Consider the following 18,961-nt stretch of genomic DNA (forward strand, 5'->3'; position numbering starts at 1 on the left):
CCAGATCTACGAGTGAGCGCGCGGCAGGGCCGAGCAGCACGACTCCGTACGACCTCGTACGGCCTCTGAGCCCGCCGCCCCACGGATCGATCCGTGAGTACCACGGCCCCCCCTTCTCACCCCACACGGGAGAACACCACCATGGCCAAGAGCCGCAACAACCTCCTCGGCGTGGGCGGACAGCGCAAGAAGCTGTCCCATGCCGACCAGCAGGGCGCGGGCACCGTCCGCGACGCCGACCGCAAGGTGGCCGAGGACCAGAAGCAGGAGCTGGTGCGCAAGATGCGCGAGCGCTCCACCGGCACCGCCCAGCAGGCCGACACGGAGGCGGCGGACACCGCCGCCTCCGAGGGCCAGAGCTGACACGTCCGTCCGCACGAGCCCGCGGGGCCCGCACCGCCTTCCGACGGTGCGGGCCCCGCGGCCGTTCCGGGCGGCCCCAGCGCTCCCGGAGTTCCTCGGCGGGCTTTCAGCCGACGGCCGCCGCCAGCACCGCCGCCGCCTTCGCCACCAGCGGGTGGTCACCGGGCGCGGTCGCCTGCGGCTTTGTGGTCAGTACGGTCACCACGACCGGTTCACCCCCGGCCGTCCAGGCGACGCCCGCGTCGTTGCAGGTGCCGTAGGAACCGCCGCCGGTCTTGTCGGCGACCGTCCACTCCTTCGGCAGCCCGGCCCGGAAGCGGGTCGCGCTCGTCCGGCAGTTCAGCAGCCAGCCGGTCAGCCGCTCCCGGTCCCCGGGGGCGAGGGCGTCCCCGACAACCAGCCCGGCGTACGTGCGGGAGAGGGCGTGCGGAGTGGTGGTGTCCCTGAACTGCCAGGGCTCGGCCGAGTTCAGCTCCGGCTCCCACCGGTCCAGCCTGGTCGTACGGTCCCCGAGCGACCGGCAGAAGCGGGTGACCCCCGCCGGGCCGCCCAGCTCCCGCAGCAACAGGTTGCCCGCGGTGTTGTCGCTGTCGCAGATCGCCGCGTCGCAGAGCTCCGCCACCGTCATCCCGGTGGACAGGTGGGCCCGGGTGACGTCGGAGGCGGAGACCAGGTCCGCCTCCGTGTAGCGGACCAGCCGGCCCAGCACCTCACCGTCACGGTCCAGGTCGCGCAGGACCGCCGCCACCGCGAGCGTCTTGAAGGTGGAGCAGAGCGGGAAGCGCTCCCCGGCCCGGTGCGCCACCGTGCTGCCGGTGGCGAGGTTGCGGGCGTACGCGCCGACCCGGGCGCCGTGCTCCCGCTCCAGGGCCCGCAGCGCGGCCAGTGCGTCCTGCACGCCTCCCACGAGGGCGCCCGGCGAACCGGTGGCGTGCGCGGTCCCGGCCGCGAGCAGCGTGCCGGCGCCGGCCGCCCCGGCCAGCGCGAGCAGGCCCCGGCGGGAGAGGTGCGGGGCGGGCGAGGGGTGCGGGGCGGGCGAGGGGTGCGGCATGAGGGAAGCCCTTCGTCGTCGTTCCGTACGTAAGGTCATGGAGCCCGACGCTAACCACCCGCACCCAGAACCCCGCGTTCCCGTCTGGCGGGCGTGACGGGCGTGACGAGCGTGGCGCGTGGGACGTACGGGGATGGCGGTGGCAGCGGGGCCGCGGCGGAGGCGTACCGGCCCGGCGGAGGAGTTGCGGGCGTACGGGACAATGGGGGGATGACCACGCTCGCCCCCGCACCCCAGCAGCTCCGCATCGGCCCGCACACCGTGCAGCCGCCGGTGGTCCTCGCGCCCATGGCCGGTATCACCAACGCGCCGTTCCGCACCCTGTGCCGCGAGTTCTCCGGCGGCCGGGGACTGTTCGTCAGCGAGATGATCACGACGCGGGCGCTGGTCGAGCGCAACGAGAAGACCATGCAGCTCATCCACTTCGACGCGAGCGAGACCCCCCGGTCGATCCAGCTCTACGGTGTGGATCCGGTCACCGTCGGCAAGGCCGTCCGCATGATCGTCGACGAGGACCTCGCCGACCACATCGACCTGAACTTCGGCTGCCCGGTGCCCAAGGTGACCCGCAAGGGCGGCGGCTCGGCGCTCCCGTACAAGCGCCCGCTGCTCCGCGCGATCCTGCGCGAGGCCGTGGGGAGCGCCGGTGAGCTGCCGGTCACGATCAAGATGCGCAAGGGCATCGACGACGACCACCTCACCTACCTCGACGCCGGCCGGATCGCCGTCGAGGAGGGCGTGGCGGCCGTCGCGCTGCACGGCAGGACCACGGCCCAGCACTACGGCGGTACCGCCGACTGGGAGGCCATCGCCCGCCTCAAGGAGCACGTCCCGGAGATTCCGGTCCTCGGCAACGGCGACATCTGGTCCTCCGAGGACGCCCGCCGGATGATGGCGGAGACCGGCTGCGACGGGGTGGTCGTCGGCCGGGGCTGCCTCGGCCGCCCCTGGCTCTTCGGCGACCTGGTCGGCGCCTTCGACGGTACGAACACCAAGCGCGAGCCCGTCCTGCGCGAGGTCGCCGAGGTGATGGTGCGCCACGCGACCCTGCTGGGCGAGTGGATCGGCGACGAGGCGCGCGGTGTGATCGACTTCCGCAAGCACGTGGCCTGGTACCTCAAGGGTTTCGCGGTGGGCTCGGAGATGCGCAAGAAGCTCGCGATCACGTCCTCCCTGGAGGAGCTGGCCGGCCAGCTGAGCGAGCTGGACCTCGACCAGCCCTGGCCGGACGGCGCGGACGGTCCTCGCGGACGCACCTCGGGCAACAACCGGGTCGTGCTCCCGGACGGCTGGCTGAAGGACCCGTACGACTGCTCCGGAGTGAGCGCGGACGCCGAGCTGGACACCTCCGGCGGCTGATCCGGGCGGGGTGCGGCGGGAAACCGGGGGCACGGAGTGCCTTTTGCGAGCCCGCTCAGGTGAGCGCCTCACGGAGGAGTGTCTGGGAGTGTCTCCGGCCTCGGTTCGCCGCATGTGCGGGCCGGGGCCGCGCCCGTGGCCCGCTTCTCGCTTTCCGTGCGTACTGATGAGCGAGGGGTGACGGCTTTGCGTCCGAAGGGTGACATCCGGGCGTACCTTTCGACGTGATCCTCGCCACGCCTGAGGGGTGTTTAGCTCATATGAGCATCGCTCGGGCTGATACGAGACGACTCAATTTCTCAAATGACGGCACCGCGTGCCAGATGTGCAGACTTTGATCGATCGATGCATCCCTCACCCAGGGTGCCGAGACAGCGGTGAAGCGTGGCGGAACGTCACCTTGTGTTCGACAGGTGAACGCATTGCAAGGCAGGGCGTCGGAGGCCATTCCCTTTGGATCTGCTGGCAGACGGGTGGTTACGGCCGCACGATGGAGAAGTGGACACCACCGGACACCTTTGATCTGGGTATGTTCCTGGCCGTCAGGGCACCCACCGCGTCCTCAAGGAGTCGAGACCCGTGTCGGGAAACAACGGTCCTCAGAAGTTCGTCTACGACTTCACCGAGGGCAACAAGGATCTGAAGGACCTCCTCGGTGGGAAAGGTGCGAACCTCGCCGAGATGACCAACCTCGGTCTGCCGGTCCCTCCCGGCTTCACCATCACCACCGAGGCGTGCAAGGTCTACCTCGACAGCGGCGTCGAACCCGCCGAACTCCGCGACGAGGTGAGCGCCCATCTCGCCGCCCTCGAAGCGCGGATGGGCAAGACCCTCGGCCAGGCCGACGACCCGCTCCTGGTCTCCGTACGCTCCGGTGCCAAGTTCTCGATGCCCGGCATGATGGACACCGTCCTCAACATCGGCCTCTCCGACGCCTCCGTCGTCGGACTCGCCGCGCAGGCCGGCGACGAGCGCTTCGCCTGGGACTCCTACCGCCGTCTCATCCAGATGTTCGGCAAAACGGTGCTCGGCGTCGGCGGCGACCTCTTCGAGGACGCGCTGGAGGACGCCAAGCGGGCCAAGAAGGTCGAGGTCGACACGGACCTCGGCGCGGACGACCTCAAGAAGCTCGTCAAGAACTTCAAGCGGATCGTGAAGACCGAGGCCGGCCGCGACTTCCCGCAGGACGCCCGGGAGCAGATGGATCTGGCCATACACGCGGTCTTCCAGTCGTGGAACACCGACCGGGCCAAGCTCTACCGCCGCCAGGAGCGCATCCCCGGCGACCTCGGCACCGCCGTCAACATCTGCTCCATGGTCTTCGGCAACCTCGGACCCGACTCGGGCACCGGGGTCGCCTTCACCCGCGACCCGGCCAGCGGCCACCAGGGCGTCTACGGCGACTACTTGCAGAACGCCCAGGGCGAGGACGTCGTCGCGGGCATCCGCAACACCGTGCCGCTCGCTGATCTCTCCTCCATCGACCGGGCCTCCTACGACCAGTTGATGCAGATCATGGAGACGCTGGAGACCCACTACCGGGACCTCTGCGACATCGAATTCACCATCGAGCGCGGCCAGTTGTGGATGCTCCAGACCCGCGTCGGCAAGCGCACCGCCGGCGCCGCGTTCCGGATCGCCACCCAACTCGTCGACCAGGGGCTCATCGACGAGGCCGAGGCGCTCCAGCGCGTCACCGGCGCGCAGCTCGCCCAGCTGATGTTCCCGCGCTTCGACGACGCCGCGAAGACCAGGCTGCTCGGCCGGGGCATCGCCGCGTCACCGGGCGCCGCCGTCGGCAAGGCCGTCTTCGACTCGTACACCGCGATCAAGTGGTCCCGCTCCGGCGAGAAGGTCATCCTGATCCGCCGCGAGACCAACCCCGACGACCTGGACGGCATGATCGCCGCCGAGGGCATCCTGACCTCGCGCGGCGGCAAGACCTCGCACGCCGCCGTCGTCGCGCGGGGCATGGGCAAGACCTGTGTGTGCGGCGCCGAGGAGATCGAGGTCGACACCAAGCGCCGCCGGCTCACCGTGGGCGACACCGTGGTGGAGGAGGGCGACCTCGTCTCCGTCGACGGCTCCACCGGCAAGGTCTACCTCGGCGAGGTCCCCGTCGTACCGTCCCCGGTGGTCGAGTACTTCGAGGGCCGGATGCACGCGGGTGCCGACGACGCCGACGAACTCGTCGCCGCCGTGCACCGGATCATGGCGTACGCGGACCGGATGCGCCGACTGCGCGTACGGGCCAACGCCGACAACGCCGAGGACGCCCTGCGCGCCCGTCGCTTCGGCGCCCAGGGCATCGGCCTCTGCCGCACGGAGCACATGTTCCTCGGCGAGCGCCGCGTCCTCGTGGAGAAGCTGGTCCTCGCCGATACGGACGCCGAACGCGAGGCTGCCCTCGCCGAGTTGCTGCCGCTCCAGAAGGCCGACTTCATCGAGCTCTTCGAGTCGATGGACGGGCTGCCCGTCACCGTACGGCTGCTCGACCCGCCGCTCCACGAGTTCCTGCCCGACATCACCGAACTCTCGGTGCGCGTCGCCCTCGCCGAGTCCCGCAAGGACGCCAACGAGAACGACCTGCGCCTCCTCCAGGCCGTGCACCGACTGCACGAGCAGAACCCGATGCTGGGCCTGCGCGGGGTCCGCCTCGGACTCGTCATCCCCGGCCTCTTCGCCATGCAGGTCCGTGCCATCGCCGAGGCCGCCGCGCACCGCAAGAACGCCAAGGGCGACCCCCGCCCCGAGATCATGATCCCGCTCGTCGGCACGGTCCAGGAACTGGAGATCGTCCGCGAGGAGGCGGACCAGGTCGTCGCCGAGGTCCAGGCGGCCACCGGGACCGACCTCAGGCTCACCATCGGCACCATGATCGAGCTGCCCCGCGCCGCACTGACCGCCGGTCAGATCGCCGAGGCCGCGCAGTTCTTCTCCTTCGGCACCAACGACCTCACCCAGACGGTGTGGGGCTTCTCCCGCGACGACGTGGAGGCGTCCTTCTTCACCGCCTACCTGGAGAAGGGCATCTTCGGGGTCTCCCCGTTCGAGACCATCGACCAGGACGGCGTCGGCGCCCTGGTGCGCAGCGCCGTCGAGGCCGGCCGGGCCACCCGCCCCGACCTCAAGCTCGGCGTCTGCGGCGAGCACGGCGGCGATCCGGAGTCGGTGCACTTCTTCCACGAGGTGGGCCTCGACTACGTGTCCTGCTCGCCGTTCCGGATCCCGGTCGCCCGGCTGGAGGCCGGCCGGGCCGCCGCCGTGACGAAGGGCAGCGACAGCCGCTGAGCCGCTGAAGTCTCCTCCTCCCGGCCCCCGACTTCCGGAGCCGCCACCCCCGGGCCGACCCCGACCCTCGCCCTGGCCCGGGCGGCGCCTCCGGAACCGGAGCGGCGGCACCCTGTGCGGGGGTGCCGCCGCTTCTCCACGTGCGGGGCTGGTCGCCGCGCGTTCACGGAGTGGTGAAGAGCAGCGCCGCGTTCTGGCCGCCGAAGCCGAAGGAGTTGGAGAGGGCGGCGGAGAACGCGACCGGGCGCGGGGCGCCGGTGACCACGTCCATTTCCAGGTCCTCGTCCTGGCGGGAGAGGTTGGCGGTCGGCGGGACGAGTTGCTTCTCCAGGGTGAGTACCGTCAGGGCGGCCTCGATGGCGCCCGCCGCGCCCAGCGAGTGACCGAGAACGCCTTTGGGGGCGGTGACCGGCGGAGGCGTGCCGTCGAAGAGCCGGAGCAGGGCCCTTGCCTCGGCAGCGTCCCCGGCCTGGGTGGAGGTGCCGTGGGCGTTGACGTGGCCGACGTCCGAGGGAGCGCAGCCGGCGTCGGCGAGGGCGGCCCGCAGGGCACTTTCGGCGCCACGGCCCTCGGGGTGCGGGGTGACAGGGTGGTGGGCGTCGCTGGTCGCGCCGAAGCCGCGCAGCAGGGCCCGGGTGTGCGCGCCCCGGGCCAGCGCGCGGTCGGGGCGTTCCAGGACGAGGACGGCGGCCCCTTCGGAGAGGACGAACCCGTCCCGGTCCGTGTCGAACGGGCTGGAAGCCACCTCGGGTTCGCGCCGGGAGAGGGCCCGCATCTGGGTGAAGCAGGTGGCGGCCATCCGGGAACGCCCGGACTCGCTGCCCCCGGCCAGCACGATGTCGCAGGCGCCGGAGGCGATCAGGCCGCGGGCGACACCGAGTGCGGTGGCTCCGGAGGCGCACGCGCTGGTGACGGTGAAGTTGGGGCCCCGTACGCCGAGGTCGAGGGCGATCTCGGCCGCGGCCATGCTGGCCACGCTGCGGGGCAGCGCCAGGGGCGAGACCAGGTGGGGCCGGTCCTCGCCCAGCAGCGTGAACTCGCGTACGTACGTCTCCATGCTGTTGCAGCTGACGCCGAGGACGACACCGATCCGGTCGGCGTCCCAGGTGGCCGGCGAGAGCTTGGCGTCCGCCACGGCCTGGCGGCCGGCCTCCAGGGCGAGCTGGCAGAAACGGTCCAGCCGACGGGCCAGGCGGCGCCCGAGGGTGGTGTCCGGGTCGAGACCGGCCGGGCAGGAGATGTCGACGGGAAGGCCCGCCAGTACGGGATCACGCCTGGCGAGGCTCTTGCCCGCGCACACGGCGTCCCAGGTCGCGGTGGCATTCCCGCCGGCCGGGGTGATCATGCCGATGCCGGTGACGGCGGCTTCAGCCGGCATGGTGCGCCCCTCGGGTGGCGGCGGCTGAGTGGCTCACCGAAGGACCGGGGCCGATCGGGGAGGCGGGGGTGAGGGAGGCGGGGGCGGGGGATGGGTGGGTGAGGGTCATCGGGCGGCTCTCGCTGTGGTGGTGAGCAGGCGGACGTGGTGGGGGAGGGCGGTTCCGGCCATCGGCGCGGGGCCTTCGGCCGGGCCGGACGCCGGGAGGTCCGGCACCGGGTCGTCGGCGAGGCGCAGGGAGGGAAACCTGCTGAGCAGGGCGGGGAGGAACTCGCCCAGTTGGAGGCGGGCGAGGGCCGCGCCGATGCAGTAGTGGATGCCGACGCCGAAGGTCAGGTGGGCGGTGGAGGTGGCGGCGGCCCGGGGATCGCGGTTGGCGGCCGGTACCACCACGATCAACCGTTGCTGGGCGGCGACGGGCACCCCGGCCAGTACGCAGCCGCGGGTCGCGACGCGGCCGACGACCGCGGCGGCCGGGCGGTCGCGCAGCACGTCCTCCACCGCCGCCCCCATGTCCTCGGGCCGCCGGCGCAGCGCGGCGGTCAGTCCGGGGTTGCTCAGCACGGTGTGGGCCGCGCTGGTCAGCGAGGACTGGACGGTCATGAAGCCGGTGACGAACAACTGGGCGGTGTGCACCACGATGTCGTCGGTCCCCACCCCCTCCGACCGGGCGGCGGTCACCCAGGCGGAGAGGAAGTCGGAGCCGGGGTACTGCTCACGCTCCTGGACCACCCGCAGGAAGTACGCGAACAAGGCGGCGTCCGCCGCGTCCGCGTCGTCCAGGTCGGCCTCGGAGGGGAAGAGCTCGGCGGCGGCCGTCCAGCGGGCGCTCAGGGCCGCGAGCATGGGGGCGTCCTCGTCGGGAAGCGCGAGGATCTTGCACATGACCCGGGAGGGCAACGGCCGGCTGACGTGTTCGGTCAGATCGGCGGTGCCGTGGGCCGCCAGTGCGGCGCCCAGGCCGTTCAGGCCGCTGTGGACCAGGCCGGTCACCACGGGTCGCAACTCGGCGAGGGCGGTGCGGTGGAAGCCCTGGGCGAGGTGGGCGCGGAGCGCGGTGTGACGGGGCGGGTTGGCGTTGGGCAGGGAGGCCGCGTAGCTGACCACGCTGCGGTGGTGGCGCCAGCCGTCGGCGTGCGCGTCGCGCCAGGCGGTGTCCGGGAGGACGAACGACGGATCGCGCAGGACGTGGCGGCACTCCTGGAAGCCGGTGACGACGGCCGCGTTCAGTGCGGGCACGGGGATCACCGGGCCCAGCTCCCGCAGCCGGTCGAAGACCGGGTACGGGTCGGCTTCGGTGCGCAGCCGACGGAGCAGGCGCATCACCTGTCCCTGGAGACCGGGGGCCTCGGGCTCGGTGGCGGACGGGGTGGCCGGGTGGGGCGACGGGGCGGTGGGGAGGGCGGCGCTCATGGGGTTCGGTGCTTCCAGTGGTTCACGGGGAGCGGCGGGGGCGCCGCGCCGTTCGGAGCTTTCACGGCGTTCGGCGGATCGCCGTTCGTGCGGTACGGGGTTACGCGGGGCGGGGCGGGGCGGGTCGGGGACGGCCGGTACGGAGCCTCTGCGGCGCCGGGCGGCGTGCGGTGCGGTACGGTACGGCGCTTGAGTGGGGGGATTGAGTGCGGAGCGTGGGGACGGGGTGTGGGTACGGGGCTTGGGTGCGGGCGTGGGAGTGGCGCGGCGGGCGAGCCGCGTGAGGCCGGGCGGCTGAGGAGCGTCCCGTCATTCCTGGCGTATCGGTGCCGTGGGGGGCGTCGCGCACCCGCCAGGAATTACGGGACGCCCCTCAGCAGGGCCAGCGCGCTGTTCTGGCCGCCCAGAGCGGTGGACACGCACAGCGCGGTGCGCCGCTCGCCGATGCGGGGGGCCTCGGTGACGAGGTCGATCCCCTTGGCGAGGGCCGGGTCGGGTTCGGTGAGGTTCGCGGTCGGCGGGATGGCCCGCCGGGACAGGGTGAGTACGCTCAGGGCGGCCTCGATGCCCCCCGAGCCGCCGCCGGCGTGGCCGAGGGCGGCCTTGGTGGCGGTGACCGGCGGGCGGTGGGGCAGCAGTCGGGCCAGCCAGGATGCCTCGGCCGCGTCGTTGCTCCGGGTCGCCGCGCCGTGGGCGTTCACGTGCTCCACGTCCTCGGGCCGCCAGCGGGCGTCCGCGAGCGCGGCGCGCACCGCCCGCTCGGCCCCGCGCCCCTCGGGGTGGACGGCCGCGAAGTGGTGGGCGTCGCCCCCCGCGCCGTAACCGGCCGCGTACGCCAGGACCGGGGCGCGGCGGGCCCTGGCGTACGCGGCACGCTCCAGCACCAGGATCCCGGCCCCCTCGGCGACCACGAAGCCGTCCCGGTCCGAGCCGAAGGGGCGGGCCGCGTCGCGCGGGTCGCCGGGTCGGGTGGACAGGACGCCCAACTGGGCGAAGGCGGTCACGGTGAGGGGGTGACAGAGGGATTCGGCCCCTCCGGCCACCACGATGTCCAGGGCGCCGGAGCGCAGCAGATCGCGGGCGACCCCGATCGCGGTCAGCCCGGAGGCGCAGCCCGCCGAAGTCGCGAAGTTCGGTCCGCCCACCCCGAGATCGAGGGCGACCGCTGCCGCACCCGCGCTGGGCAGGCTGCGGGGGAGCGCCATCGGCGGGACGGTCTCCGGCCGGCCGGCCGCGAGCCTGTCGCAGAGGTCGACGAGGCCGTCGACGCTGGAGCCGCCCGACCCGATCACCACCCCGACGCGGGCCGGGTCCCAGTCCTGGTCGGCGAGCCCTGCCATGGCCACGGCCTCGCGTGCGGCGACCACGCCGAACTGTGTACCGCGGTCCATCCGGCGGGACAGGCGCCGCCCGAGCAACGCGTCGCCGTCGAACCCCGGCACCCGGCAGGAGATGCCCACCCGCAGTCCGGCCAGTCGCGGGTCCCGGGTGGCCGTGGACACCCCCGCGAGGGCGGCCCGCCAGCCGGCCTCCACACCGGTTCCGCCGGGCGTGACCAGCCCCAGGCCCGTCACGACGACACCGGCTTTCACGACTGCGCAGGCGCGACGGACAGAGCCTGGTCGAACGAAGGCGCGGGGGCCGGGGGCGGGGCCTGGCCGGGCGAAGGGGAGGGGCCGGCTGCGGGGGCTGCCTGGCTCGTGGGCGCTGCGGGGGTCGCGGGTGTTGCCGGCATGGCGGGCGCCGCGGAGGTCGTGGGAGCTGCGGGGAGCGAGGACCGGGCCCGGTCGAACGCCTCTGCCATCTGCCCGAGAGTGGTGTCGGGGTTCACCTCCACGTCCTCCAGGCGCACCCCGGTGGCCTCGGTGACGATCACCGCCAACTCCGCCACGGAGAGCGAATCCAGCTCCAGCTGACGGGCCGTGGCATCGGGACGCACCTGGTCCTCGTCCAGTCCGAACTCCTCGACCAGCAGTCTGGTCAGCATGTCGTACATCGCGCCGTCCTCCATGAAGTTGTTTCTTGCGCAAACACAGTCGCCAACGACGCCAAGCCCTCCTGGTCACCCCGAAACACCGATTCGCCAGGGTTGACACGCGAGAGTCCCCGCATACGGCCGTGTGGCGGGGGGTGGCGCGACCGGGGGTGGGGTGGCGCGACGACCTGCGTGGCGACGACCCGGCACCGGGTCCCGGCCGGTGTCCGGCCCGGCGTCCGGCGGGCCGACCGCGTTGTCAGTGGGCGCACGTATGTTCAGTCGTGTTCCGCTTCCGCCGTCGCGGCGCGGTGCCCCCTTTTGCGCGGACACCCCTTCGGGTCCGGAAACCCCTTCGAACACAGTGGAGATGACGTGTCGTCAGATGCGGAGAGGTCGAGCACGGCGCGGGTGGTCCCGCCCGCCCGGCCGCGCAAGCTCGCCAAGGTCCCCTTCGTGGAACTGGCCGACGGGCGGCTGCAAGGTGTGGTCTCCAGCGGGTCGGACATCGAGCGTGTCTACGTCTCGTCCGTCGAGACGCGGTCCTTCGCCTACGCCTGCAGCACCAACAACAACCGCCCCTGCGGCGGGGCGAGGGGCGGCTTCTGCAACCACATACGTGCCCTGGTCAACGAGTCCGTCCTCCAGTACGGCGCCGAACGCGTCGCCCGCTACCTGAAGGCCGAGCCCGCAGAGACTGGGTCCGCAGAGGATGGACCGAGTGCGCAGAGCATCACGGCCACCATGACGGCCGCCCGCCCCGCCCCGGCGGACAGCAAGGCCGCCGCACCCGTCTTCAGCCGCTTCCTGCACCACCTCGCTTACCTCGAACTCGCGCCGACCACGCTGCCGTTGCCCGAGATGCAGTGGTTCCCGCCGACCCGTTCGCCGCTCGGGGCGGTGGCGGCGTGATGCGCGCCGACCTGCTCGCCGAGAAGATCGACGGCCTGGACGAGGCACTGGCCGCCGTCGACTCCTTCGACCGGGTCCTGGTGACCGGTCTGCTCCGGCCGCGCCCCGCGCAGGCCGCCGCACTGGCGGAGTTCGCGGACGCCCTCACCGGCAGCCCGCTCGCCGCCCGGGTCGCCGAGGCGGCCGGGAAGGCCGCATCCGGGGCGGCCGGCGAGGAACACTTCACCGCCCTCGCCGCGGGCCGCACCGCCCTGCTCGGCGCCGCCCACGACGCACTGATCTCCCGGGCACAGGAGGCGGCCGGCCGTACCTCCGCCGAGGCTGCCGCCCCGGCCGTCGGGGCCGGGACACCGGCGAACCTGCTGGTCGCCGCCCGCTCCTGGCTCTCCGACCTGGCGCGCTGCGGCTGGCGGGGCATCGACCACGAGGTGGTGTCCGGCGCGGCCCGGATCGTCTCGGCGATGCTCGACGACCCGGGGCTGCGCCGCCTGGCCGCCCTCCTGGACGGCTTCGCCGCCGAGCTCGCCGCGTCCTGCCCGGGCGCCTCCCTGGAGCGGGTACCGGTCCGGCGCTGGGCCGACCTCTGGGCGCGGGCGATGCTGCTCACGCTGCCCGGCGCGACCGGCACCCCGGAGACCGTCCCGGCCACCGGCCGCCTGCTGCCGCTCGGCGTGGACCTGCAGGAGCACGCCACCGCCGTACAGGCCCAGGTGCACGCGGTGTTCGAGCCCGCGGACGGCTCCCCGTCGCTCCTGGTACGGGCATCGGTGTCGGCGCCCAAGCCCGACTCGGTCGTCGGCGCCGGGCTCTGGCAGCTGCTCCGCCCCCATCTGCCGTTGCTGGCGGCGGTGGGCGAGGGACGTGCGACGGAGTTGACCGGCATGCCCCTCACCGCGGCGGGCGACCTGCTCTGGAGCGAGGAGCACGCCCGCACGGGCGAGCCCGCAGATTCCTTCGCCACCGCCCGGGTCGCCCTGCCCACCGCGACCGCCCTGCCCACCGCCCCGCTGGACCGCCACCCCACGGCCGTCGCCGTACCCGTCTTCGTCGACGGCTACGCGGCAGCGGCCGAGGAGGGCGGCTCCGTGGCGTTCACCTTCGCCGGACAGACCCTCGATGTCGACGTGGACCGGATTCCGGCCGCCGGACCGCTCACCCCCGAGGGCGTCATCGCGTCGGGGGCCTGCATCGGACTGCTCCGCTGGGACGCCGGGGCGTTCCGCCTCCAGCCGCTCGCCGTGGAGACCACCGTGCGGCGGAAGGCGGCGACGGTGCACGCCGGAGCCTGGGCCGGAGGCACCACCGACAAGGCCGGGACCAGGGCCGAGAAGGCCGCCACCGACGCGGCGGCCGTACTGCGCGAACGCGCCGGAAGGCTGCTGCGGAAATGACCGGACGGATGGACGACATGACCGGACGGACGGACGACACCGGCCGGCGCGAAACCCCCGGGCGCGCCCCCGCCGGAACCCCGGACACTGCCCAGGACCCCGCCGCGGACTCCCAGGACAACCGCCGCCAGGCCCTCTACTGGCGCCTCCTCGCTCAGCTCTTCGACCCCGAGGAGCAGGCGGCGCTGGAGTCGGCGAGCCTCGCCGTCGTCGAGGACATCGGCCTGCCGCCCGCGCTGCTGGACCAGCGGATCGCGGTCGACTCGATCGTGCAGCGCCACCCCGGGCTGGCCGCCGAGTTCGACGGCCTGCTCGCGGCGGACCCCGATCCCGGAGGGGAGAGCACGGGGGAGGCGGACACACGGGACCGGGAGGCCGAGGTGCGGCGTGCCGCGCTGGTGTCGAAGGTGCTGTTGAACGTTTTCGCCACGGGTACGGGCCCGGTCACCGCCGGGCAGTTGTCGCGCTGGCAGTCCGACGCGGGCTGGCTGGAGCGGGCGCTCGGCTGCGACCCCGGCGCACTGCGCGGCGGACGCCCCGCCGGAGGCACCGGCGTGAGCCCCACCGGATCGGGCGGCGGTACCTCCCCCGACCTCAGCCGGCTGATCCCGGCGATCGGCCCCGAACTCGGCGCCCTCGAAGCCGATCTCGTCCGGCGGATGCGGCTGCGCGAGGTGCTCGCCGACCCGAAGCTCGCCGCAAGGCTCACCCCGAGCATGTCGCTGATCGAGCAGCTCCTGCGCGACAAGAACAACCTGGACGGTGTCGCCCTGGCCAACGCGAAGTCGCTGATCAGGCGGTTCGTGGACGAGGTCGCCCACGTGCTGCGTACGCAGGTGGAGAAGGCGACCGTCGGACCACTGGACCGCTCGGTCCCGCCGAAGCGGGTCTTCCGCAACCTCGACATCGACCGCACCATCTGGAAGAACCTCACCAACTGGAGCCCCGAGGAGGAGCGGCTCTACGTCGACCGCCTCTACTACCGCCACACCACGCGGAAGACGACGCCCCAGCGGCTGATCGTGGTGGTCGACCAGTCGGGTTCCATGGTCGACTCGATGGTCAACTGCACCATCCTCGCCTCCATCTTCGCCGGGCTGCCCAAGGTCGACGTCCACCTCGTCGCGTACGACACCAAGGCCCTCGACCTCACCCCGTGGGTGCACGACCCCTTCGAGACGCTGCTCCGCACCCGACTCGGCGGCGGTACCGACGGCACGGTCGCCATGGCACTGGCCCAGCCGAAGATCGCGGAGCCCCGCAACACGGTCGTGGTGTGGATCTCCGACTTCTACGAATGGCAGTGCGAGCCGCTCTTCGAGAGCATGGCCGCCCTCCACCGCTCGGGCGTCAAGTTCATCCCGGTGGGCTCCGTGACCAGCGCCGGACGCGGCAGCGTCAACCCGTGGTTCCGCGAACGCTTCAAGGACCTCGGGACGCCGGTCCTCTCCGGCCACATACGCAAGCTCGTCCACGAGCTGAAGAACTTCCTCACCTGATCCCGGGTTCCCCGCACCCCACTCCTCCGCACTCCTCCGTCCGCGTTCCCCGCAACCCGAGAAAGGCCCGACATGTCCGACCTGCTGCGCGCTCCCGCCGAGATCAAGTACGCCGAGGAGCTGGACTGGCTGGAATCGGTGGACGACGGCCCCAAGCCGTTCTCCTGGCGCCTGTCGCCGAAGATGGTCCGCCTGTTCATCCTCGGCTCCGAGCGGGCAGACGGCCTCGACCGTGAGATCGTCCAGAAGTGGTTCGGCGACCGGAGCTTCGTGGAGCGCTCCATCGTCACCCTCGCCTCCGACCGCGGCCTGCTGCTGATCGGCGACCCGGGTACGGGCAAGAGCTGGCTGGCCGAACTGCTGTCCGCCGCCATCAGCCGCAACTCCACCCTCGTGGTTCAGGGCACGGCCGGCACCACCGAGGACCACATCAAGTACTCCTGGAACGTCTCCATGGTGATCGCCAAGGGCCAGTCCCGGGAGTCGATGATCCCCTCACCGATCATGACCGCGATGGAGACCGGCACCATCGGCCGCTTCGAGGAGCTGACCCGCTCCACCAGCGACGTCCAGGACGCGCTGATCTCGATCCTCTCGGAGAAGTACGTCTCCGTCCCCGAACTGGGGAGCGGCGAGGGCGACGACAACATCGTCTTCGCCAAGCCCGGATTCTCGGTCATCGCCACCGCCAACAGCCGCGACCGGGGCGTCAACGACCTCTCCTCCGCGCTCAAGCGCCGCTTCAACTTCGTCCGCATCCCGGTGGTGACGAACAAGAAGAGCGAGGCGGAGATCGTCCGCTTCCGCACCGAGGAACTGCTGCGCCGCCACCAGATCGAACTGGACGTCCCGCCGACGCTGCTGGACGTACTCCTCCAGAGCTTCGCCGACCTGCGCGCCTCCGCCGCCGCGGCGGGCAGCGACGACGAGAAGCTGGAGTCCGCGCTCTCCAGCGCCGAGCAGATCGGCGTGCTGGAGGACGCGATCCTGCACAGCAACTTCTTCGGCGAGCGGGCGCTCACCGCCCGTACCCTCGCCTCCTCGCTCGTCGGATCGCTGGTGCGGCGGGAGCCGGAGGATTTGGCCATCCTCAACAAGTACCTGCACGGCGTCGTGGAGCCGCGCGGCAAGGCGGAGGGCGGCGCGTGGCCCGAGTTCCTGGAGGGCGGCCGCGACGCGATCGCCACCCTGGCGTGACCGAGGTGACCACCGTGACCGGTGGGGCCACCGCGCCCGGTACACGTACGGAGACTGCTGGGATCACTGGGACCATTCGGACTACTGGGACTACGGAGAGGGCGGGGGACACCGTGCGGGAGCCGGCCGCCGGGCAGCAGCGGAACACGGGTTTCGAGGCACTGCGCGGGCAGTTGAGAGAAGCGGCGACGGCCTTCGCGGACGGCCCGGACGCGCTGGAGGGCATCCTCCTCGGACTCGTGGACGACGTGGACCGCGCGGTACGCGAGCCGCTGGAGATCTTCCCGGTCTGTCACCACTCGCCCGCCTCCGCGACCGCGATGGCGCGGCGGCTGCGGGAGAAGCAGCCGAAGGTCGTCTACCTGGAGTTGTGCGAGGACATGGCGCCGCTCCTCACCGAGCTGCGCAACTGCCGGCTCCCGGTGGCGCTGCAGGCCTTCGCGAGCGACGCCGAGGGCTTTCCCGCAGCGTGGGCCCCGCTCTCGGTGGTCGCGCCGATCACCGAGGCGTCCGCCGAATACCAGGCCATCGCCTACGCGCTGGACACCCCGGGCGTCGAACTGGTCCTCGTGGACCGGTCGTCGGACCACGTCTTCCAGTGGCAGGCGCGCGGCGAACCTACCGCCACCGACGCCGGAACCTCCGCGCCCGCCCCCACATCCGCGCCCGCACCCTCGCCCGCCCCCGCCGTCGCGCCCGCCGACGAGGAGACCGCGCTGCACGGTGACGCGGTCGGCGTGGAGATCGGTGACCTGCGGCCGCGCTTCGCCGAACTGGAGGAGCACCTGCTCCACCACGGACGGGTGCGGCACTGGTCGGAGTGGTGGCACCAGTACGTCGAACTCCCGCTCGGCGATGCCGACCACGACACGTACCGGCAGGTCATGTTGCTGATCGGCAGCCTGTTCCGGCGGCTGGCGCCCGAGGACGCGGAACGCACCCGCGTGGACGAGGACCGCGAGCGGTACATGTGGACCCGGATGCGTGAGCACCTGACCGCGACCGGCGCCGACCCCGCCGACTGCCTCTACGTCTGCGGCGCGTTCCACGCCGCCAGCCGGGTGGCCGAGTTCGGTGTGGCGGGCGCCGACGGGTTCGAGATCAGCCCGCCGAGCGACAGCGTCTGGAGCTACGGCCTGATCCCGTCCAGCCACTCGGCCATCGAGGCGCAGTTCGGCCTCGCCGCGGGCTCGGTGTCGATCGCCGCGACGCAGTGGGCGAAGAACCTCAAGCGCACCCGGGTGAAGCCCTACCGGCTGGCGGGCCAGGCGGGCGCGAGGAAGGCCACGCGGACGGACGTGAACGTTCCGGCACCCGTCGGGGCGCCGGAGACCGTCCCCGACCGGCTCTCCGGATTCCTGCGGCTCCCGCCCGTACTCGACGGTCTGGACGAGGCGGAACTCCTCGGCTGGTCCGTCGAGATCGTGCGTGCCGCCCGCCGCAACGGCTACCTCGCCTCCACCGCCGACGCCATCGCCGTCTTCGAGACCTCGATCCTGCTCGCCGGGATGCGCGAGCGGGCCCGCCCCACCCCGTACGACTTCCAGGACGCGGCCGTCACCTGCATCGAGAAGGACGCCGTGCCCGGCCGGCGGGACGTGCGCAGGCTCGTCGAGATCATGATGGGCGGCGACCGGACCGGCCAGGTCGGCTACGACGCGCTGCCGCCGCTCGCCCGCGACGTCCACGACCGGCTCGCCCCGCTGGGCCTCGACCTCCAGAAGCGCGGGGTGCGCCGGGCGCTGCTCGACATGGCCTCCCACCCGGAGCTGGAGCGCTGCTCCGACGTCCTGTGGATGCTGCGCCGGCTGATGCCCCAGGGCACCGCCCGGCCGATCATGGGCGAACGCCGGCTCGGCGAGCGCTCCCGGCAGGAGTCCTGGGACCTCGCCCTCGGCACCAACCAACGCGCCCTGATCGAGCTGGGGTACGAGGGCGTCAGCATCGAACAGGTGCTGGAGCAGCGGCTGCGGAGGGCCGCGTACGATCCGCGGGCGACCGCCGCGATCGTGCTCGGGGCGGTGGAGGACGCCACGCTCCATCTGCGCGGCGGACGCCTCGCCGCCGAACTCGGCGCCCGCGCCCTGGAGGTGCTCACCACCGAGCGCGGTGTGGACGGCGCCCCCGAGGTGCTGAGCCGGGTACGCCGGCTGCTGGCGTACTACCGCACCAGCGAACCGGTGCTGCCGCCGTGGATCGAGTCCTTCGTCAAGGCCGGTTACGCGCACTACTGCACCCTGTTGCCGACCGCCTTCCACGACGAGGACGCCACCGGCCGCCAGGTCGCCGCCACGCTGGGTTTCCTCTTCTCGATGGAGGGGCTGGCGCTCTCGCTCGGCTGCGACCGGACCCAGCTGGAGCTGGCCCTCGCCCAGTCGCACCCCGAGGAGCCGGCCCGGGTGGCTCTGCTGTGGGCGGCCCGGACGCACCTCGGGCAGCTCTCCCGGGAGGAACTGCGCGAGCGGTGCGATGCTCTCCTCGGCAACCCCCTGGTGGTGCCCGCCTATCCGCGCTACCTCAGCGGTTTCCTGCACGCCCTGGAGCCGGTGCCGCAACTCGCCGACTTCGTCGTGGAGGCCGTGTCGAACGCCTTCGCGCGCCTGCCCGACCAGGTGCTGCTGCCCTGGCTGCCGACCCTCATCACCACCCTGCGGACCGAGGGGGCCGACCTCGCCCCCCTGCTTATCCGGGAGGCAGGGCGGATCTTCCCCGGCCGGCTCGACGCGCTGGACGCCTTCGTACCGCCATGGCGCGAGCCGCCGGCCCCGGACGCGGTGGCGTCCCGGGGCCCGGGAGCCGGTACGGAAGCGGGTACGGGAGCCGGTTCCGGGGCGCGCGGGGGCGTCGCGCTGCTCGCCGCCCACCCGGCGACCTGCGACGCGGTGGCCTCGCTGCTGGGCTGTGACGGCGGGTGGGACACGGCCGCCCCCGCCCCGGCGGGCGCCGCGCTCCTCGCCCGGCATCCGGAGCCGGGCGAGGCACTGGAAGCGCTGCTGGGCCGTCTCTGACCACGCGCCCAGGACAGGCGCGGCGCACCCAGGGCGCGACCCCGGCCGGCTGGACCACCGCGACCGAGACCGACGGCCACGGCTTTGTCCGGTACGCCCCCGCGACCGGCTCCACCGCGCCCGC

13 protein-coding genes are annotated in these 18,961 nt (G+C 72.8%); 8 read left to right on the forward strand and 5 right to left on the reverse strand.

Annotated elements, in window-relative coordinates; translation table 11 throughout:
- Nucleotides 1-141: 141 nt before the first annotated feature.
- Nucleotides 142-363 carry a DUF6243 family protein gene (locus ACFYPN_RS27615; RefSeq protein WP_358764138.1) on the forward strand — a complete coding sequence of 74 codons (222 nt, stop codon included), beginning with the start codon at nt 142-144 and terminating at the stop codon, nt 361-363.
- A gap of 106 nt (nt 364-469) precedes the next feature.
- Here the strand turns inward: ACFYPN_RS27615 and bla are convergent, their stop codons facing one another.
- Complete coding sequence (gene bla / locus ACFYPN_RS27620; protein WP_389301886.1) at nt 470-1,414, reverse strand: class A beta-lactamase; 945 nt, start codon at nt 1,412-1,414, stop codon at nt 470-472.
- Between the two features lie 210 nt (nt 1,415-1,624).
- Between bla and dusB the strand changes: the two genes are divergently transcribed.
- Entirely contained in the window at nt 1,625-2,773 is a 1,149-nt protein-coding gene (gene dusB / locus ACFYPN_RS27625; RefSeq protein WP_358761028.1) for a tRNA dihydrouridine synthase DusB, read from the forward strand.
- Between the two features lie 579 nt (nt 2,774-3,352).
- A complete protein-coding gene (gene ppdK, locus ACFYPN_RS27630; RefSeq protein ID WP_389301889.1) occupies nt 3,353-6,064 on the forward strand; it encodes a pyruvate, phosphate dikinase in 2,712 nt (903 codons plus the stop codon).
- 163 nt (nt 6,065-6,227) lie between these two features.
- Here ppdK and ACFYPN_RS27635 read toward each other — a convergent pair whose 3' ends face one another.
- The 4 genes from ACFYPN_RS27635 to ACFYPN_RS27650 form a co-directional block, all read right to left on the reverse strand.
- Complete coding sequence (locus ACFYPN_RS27635) at nt 6,228-7,442, reverse strand: beta-ketoacyl-[acyl-carrier-protein] synthase family protein (RefSeq protein ID WP_358761026.1); 1,215 nt, start codon at nt 7,440-7,442, stop codon at nt 6,228-6,230.
- A gap of 105 nt (nt 7,443-7,547) precedes the next feature.
- Entirely contained in the window at nt 7,548-8,855 is a 1,308-nt protein-coding gene (locus tag ACFYPN_RS27640) for a cytochrome P450 (protein WP_389301891.1), read from the reverse strand.
- 359 nt (nt 8,856-9,214) lie between these two features.
- Complete coding sequence (locus tag ACFYPN_RS27645) at nt 9,215-10,429, reverse strand: beta-ketoacyl-[acyl-carrier-protein] synthase family protein (protein WP_389301894.1); 1,215 nt, start codon at nt 10,427-10,429, stop codon at nt 9,215-9,217.
- Nucleotides 10,430-10,443: 14 nt separating this feature from the next.
- Nucleotides 10,444-10,866, reverse strand: coding sequence for an acyl carrier protein (locus ACFYPN_RS27650; protein ID WP_389301896.1), 423 nt, complete (start codon nt 10,864-10,866; stop codon nt 10,444-10,446).
- Between the two features lie 339 nt (nt 10,867-11,205).
- Between ACFYPN_RS27650 and ACFYPN_RS27655 the strand changes: the two genes are divergently transcribed.
- From ACFYPN_RS27655 to ACFYPN_RS27675, 5 genes are all read left to right on the forward strand, one after another.
- Nucleotides 11,206-11,742, forward strand: coding sequence for a hypothetical protein (locus ACFYPN_RS27655; RefSeq protein ID WP_389301899.1), 537 nt, complete (start codon nt 11,206-11,208; stop codon nt 11,740-11,742).
- Nucleotides 11,742-13,133 carry a hypothetical protein gene (locus ACFYPN_RS27660; RefSeq protein WP_389301956.1) on the forward strand — a complete coding sequence of 464 codons (1,392 nt, stop codon included), beginning with the start codon at nt 11,742-11,744 and terminating at the stop codon, nt 13,131-13,133. Before ACFYPN_RS27655 ends, ACFYPN_RS27660 begins: the two co-directional genes overlap by 1 nt.
- Nucleotides 13,134-13,150: 17 nt before the next feature.
- On the forward strand, nt 13,151-14,632 hold the full coding sequence (locus ACFYPN_RS27665) for a VWA domain-containing protein (protein WP_389301902.1): 1,482 nt from the start codon (nt 13,151-13,153) through the stop codon (nt 14,630-14,632).
- Between the two features lie 72 nt (nt 14,633-14,704).
- Complete coding sequence (locus ACFYPN_RS27670) at nt 14,705-15,829, forward strand: AAA family ATPase (RefSeq protein ID WP_389301905.1); 1,125 nt, start codon at nt 14,705-14,707, stop codon at nt 15,827-15,829.
- Nucleotides 15,830-15,942: 113 nt separating this feature from the next.
- The gene (locus tag ACFYPN_RS27675) at nt 15,943-18,837 is read left to right on the forward strand and encodes a hypothetical protein (protein ID WP_389301907.1); all 2,895 of its coding nucleotides are present in this window, start codon (nt 15,943-15,945) and stop codon (nt 18,835-18,837) included.
- Nucleotides 18,838-18,961: the final 124 nt, after the last annotated feature.

It is taken from the genome of Streptomyces sp. NPDC005576, from assembly GCF_042871745.1.
Classification (GTDB): Bacteria; Actinomycetota; Actinomycetes; order Streptomycetales; family Streptomycetaceae; genus Streptomyces.